The 3,652-nt window shown below is 45.0% G+C and carries 5 protein-coding genes; all 5 read right to left on the bottom strand.

Translation table 11 applies throughout. From position 1 onward, the window contains the following. Positions 1–102 (bottom strand): flagellar basal body P-ring protein FlgI (locus tag V3S16_RS15905; protein WP_413886697.1); only part of this gene is annotated, 102 nt, incomplete at its 3' end. A gap of 52 nt (positions 103–154) precedes the next feature. Next, positions 155–871, bottom strand: a complete 717-nt coding sequence (locus V3S16_RS15900; RefSeq protein WP_413886695.1) for a flagellar basal body L-ring protein FlgH — start codon at positions 869–871, stop codon at positions 155–157. 14 nt (positions 872–885) lie between these two features. Next, positions 886–1,641, bottom strand: coding sequence for a flagellar basal body P-ring formation chaperone FlgA (gene flgA, locus V3S16_RS15895; protein WP_413886693.1), 756 nt, complete (start codon positions 1,639–1,641; stop codon positions 886–888). 5 nt (positions 1,642–1,646) lie between these two features. After that, entirely contained in the window at positions 1,647–2,429 is a 783-nt protein-coding gene (gene flgG, locus V3S16_RS15890; RefSeq protein WP_413886691.1) for a flagellar basal-body rod protein FlgG, read from the bottom strand. A 17-nt stretch (positions 2,430–2,446) separates the two neighbouring features. Next, the gene (locus tag V3S16_RS15885; protein WP_413886689.1) at positions 2,447–3,130 is read right to left on the bottom strand and encodes a flagellar hook-basal body protein; all 684 of its coding nucleotides are present in this window, start codon (positions 3,128–3,130) and stop codon (positions 2,447–2,449) included. Positions 3,131–3,652: the final 522 nt, after the last annotated feature.

Below are 3,652 nucleotides of genomic sequence, written 5' to 3'. Positions count from 1 at the left end.
TTTATCACCACTGCCGTTAAGACCGACAATCAGGCCATAGCCGAACAGTTGATTGGACCTGATCCCCTTGATCGAAGCGATATCCTTGATCCTCGCCGGCATACCCATGGATGGATAAATGAAACTGAACAACAATATAATCAGCAAATATAATCTAAAACGGCCAGACATAATCAACTACCCTCCCTAACCAGCCCGGTTTCTGTTTATCCGCTACGGGGCCTTTGCCGGCATAAAGTATCCTGGCGGAAGCCACGTACGTAGAAGCGATTTCATTGGCCGGGCTTATATCCTCCGGCCTTATTATGCCCGAGATAGTTATGAACTGCATTTCATTATTAACCTTGATCTCTCTTTTGCCGTTAATATAAAGGTTCCCGTTGGGAAGAACCCTTTCAACCAAGGCCGCAATGTAGGCTTTTACATGCCCGTCCCGATCACTGCTGCCTTTACCGTCAAAATCCATGCCCAGAGTTGCCGCGATTAAATCATCAGTACCCGGGTTCTGTGCCAGCGTTGAGTTTTTGTTGGCCAGCTGCTTCATATAACCTAAAAACTTCAGTTTGGCTGCGCTGACACTCGATGATCGACTCGTTTTGGTATTGGCATTCAATTGGGCTTCCGGGTCTTCCACAATTCGCACAGTGACAATATCGCCCACTTTTCTGGCTCTGCTGTCCGTAAACAGATCAACCCCTGAGACATCCGACCATAATGACCCTTCCGCGGGCCGGGGAGATGTAAAAACCGGAAATCCGGGTTCACGGACCTCTTTGATTCCAGCTGGAGTAGATGTGCTTTTGGGCGCGCCGGCACAGGCGGTTAAAAATACAAGTGCCATGCATAAAATTATGTATTTCCTTGTGGGCATTGATTTCTCCTTTGCTAAAAATCCACCATCACGGTTGAGGAATTTATAATTTTTGCGTAAATCTTTCTTTTGCTCATCAGGTTCTGAACCTTTACAAGTTGGCCCGCAAAACCTTTCATTAAAACCTTTCCGGGAACAGTTATCCTTAGACCGCTTGATTCTGCCAGAATCGTGACCAGGTCACCTTTGTTGACAACCGGAGATTTTTCCAGCATCCATGCTTTAATACTGGTATCTGCCTTGATACTATGCTTGGCCATCAGTCCGGTCACTTTGCTGATATCGGTTAAATAGTTTGCAGATACGTGCGAGATATTTCTTCTGGCTAAATAAACATCGTCTGCTCTGATGATCTCTTTCCTCTTAAGATTGCGAGCGGCGCAAACTATCGATTCAAATACATCCGCCCAGCCGGAAAGCTTAACCTTGTTCCTTACCACCCCGTCCACGCTGATAACAGCAACTAATTTTACATAGCCTTCCAGCCTTTTGCTGTTTTTTTGAAACAGCTGAATGCTGATCTTTCCGGAGGCAACCGGCTTGTTGCCGGAAACTTTAAATTTGGACACGACTACATCCGGCCTTTCTTTCCCCAGGCGACGGTAAAGAAATTGAGTATAGACCTCTCGAAGTTTCCCTTCCGTTATGGATTGATAATTTTGTGACCCGGCCGCTTCAACGTCCTTAGCGGCGGCCGGCTTGACCGTTACAGACAAGCAAAGGGCCAAAAAAATGATTAAAATAATGGTAATGCGGGTAGTTTTAACCATGGCGGCTACCTCTTGATATTATTAACTATTGACAGCATTTCATCGGCTGTTTTGATGGCCTTGCTGTTAATCTCGTAGGCCCTCTGGGCCATAATCATGGAAACCATCTCTTCCACAACATCCACATTGGAAATCTCCAGATACCCCTGCACAATTGTTCCCATACCATCGGAGCCCGGTGTGCCGGAAACAGCTTCTCCCGAGCTGTCGGTGGCTTTATACAGATTGTGCCCCATACTTTTAAGGCCCGCCGCATTGGCAAATGAATATAATTCCAGAGTTCCAAGTTGGCTCCCTGTACCGGTGGCGTCAAAAATGGTTACGGTTCCATCGGTGCTGATTTCGATAGAAACCGTATTCGCTGGAATACTCATCTCCGGTTGCAATTTTTCGCCGTTGGGTGTGACGATATTGCCGTCTGAATCCAATTTAAAATTGCCTGACCGGCTATAGGCATCCTCTTCATTGCTGATCACCTTGAAGAAACCCCGGCCTTCAATCGCCATATGCAATTCATTTTTGGTTTCTTGAAAATCTCCCTGCATGAACATTTTCTGGACCCCGACAGGCATTACCCCCATACCGATTTGGATACCTGTAGGGATCTGACCGCCGTCCGCTGTTTGTGAGCCGCCCTGGCTGATAGTCTGATACATCAAGTCCTGAAAATCGGTCCGGCTCTTTTTAAAACCGACGGTACTTACATTGGCCAGGTTATTGGCAATAACATCAATAGTCATTTTCTGGGCGGCCATTCCCGATGCCGCCGACCACAATCCTCTTAGCATAATTATCTCCTCCCTTATTACACCATACCTTGGTCATTAATCATTTTGCTGGTAATTTCATCAATGGTCTGAATGGCCTTTTGGGCCGACTCAAACGATCTGAAGGCTTCCAGCATCTTAATCATCTCTGTCGTCGGATTAACATTGGAACCCTCCAGATAACTCTGTTTAACACTGGTTTCTGCGGCTGCTAAAACTTCATTCTCTTCTCCCTGATGGAAGTAATACGAACGGCCTTCTTTCCTAAGAAACTGAGGCCGTTTGAATTCGACCAGCATTAACTTATCCACCGGCGTGCCGTCCACGACAACCTGTCCGTCATTTGTTATGGTCATCTTTCCTCCGGCAATTGTAATGGGACCATTTTCCCCCAAGACGACATCACCGGTACGAGTCACCAGAACACCCTGGGCATTAAGGGTAAAAGCGCCGTCCCTCGTATAGCGTATTCCCTTGGGAGTCTGAACCTTAAAAAAACCCTGGCCCTCCAAAGCCACATCCAGGTCATTCCCTGTATGTCTGACAGGACCCGGCGAGAAATCGGTTACAGAAACGTAATTCATCGAAAGCGTCTGACTAAAAGAGATGATATCTTTCCGGAATGCATTCGTATTCAGGTTGGCAAGATTATTGGAAATGGTTTCAAATCTAAGCTGGTGCACCAAAGCACCGTCAATTAATGTATAGATTCCTGATATCATATTCTGACCCCTTCCTTTGTCGGCTTAATGATTGATTCTTTTTATTTGCAATATCAATGCCAACTGCAACAGGATGACATCTTTGCGTAACATATTGATAAATATGTAATTAAATGCGCTGTGGGAAATGGTCTAACATCGGCTGGATAAAAATTCGGAGGAAAAAAATGCCTATGGGAACTTTTTGCCGCCGCTTATGCGACTATTTCTGATTTTAGTACCTATTTATTCAAATCACATCATATTTGCGAAGGATTTATCTAACAAAATATTTTCGCCACCAAGACACCAAGACACAAAGTTAAATTATAATAAACAGTTATTCTTTGTGTCTTAGTGCCTTTGTGGCTATTCTTTCTGGTTTATCCGGATTGGGAATTATTCGAGTTTAGGGAATATACAAATGCCAACAGCTCAGCGACAACAACATAAAGATCAGCCGGAATCTCAGCATTCAAATCGAGTTGTGATAAAACCTCTATCAGGTCAGGGTCAGGGTGTATGTGTATATTATGCTTTTTG

Source organism: Candidatus Desulfatibia sp. (assembly GCF_036446775.1).
In the GTDB taxonomy this organism is placed as follows: Bacteria; Desulfobacterota; Desulfobacteria; order Desulfobacterales; family UBA11574; genus Desulfatibia_A.
Note: the sequence above shows the minus strand (reverse complement) of the source record. Positions and strands in the feature narration are given on the sequence as shown.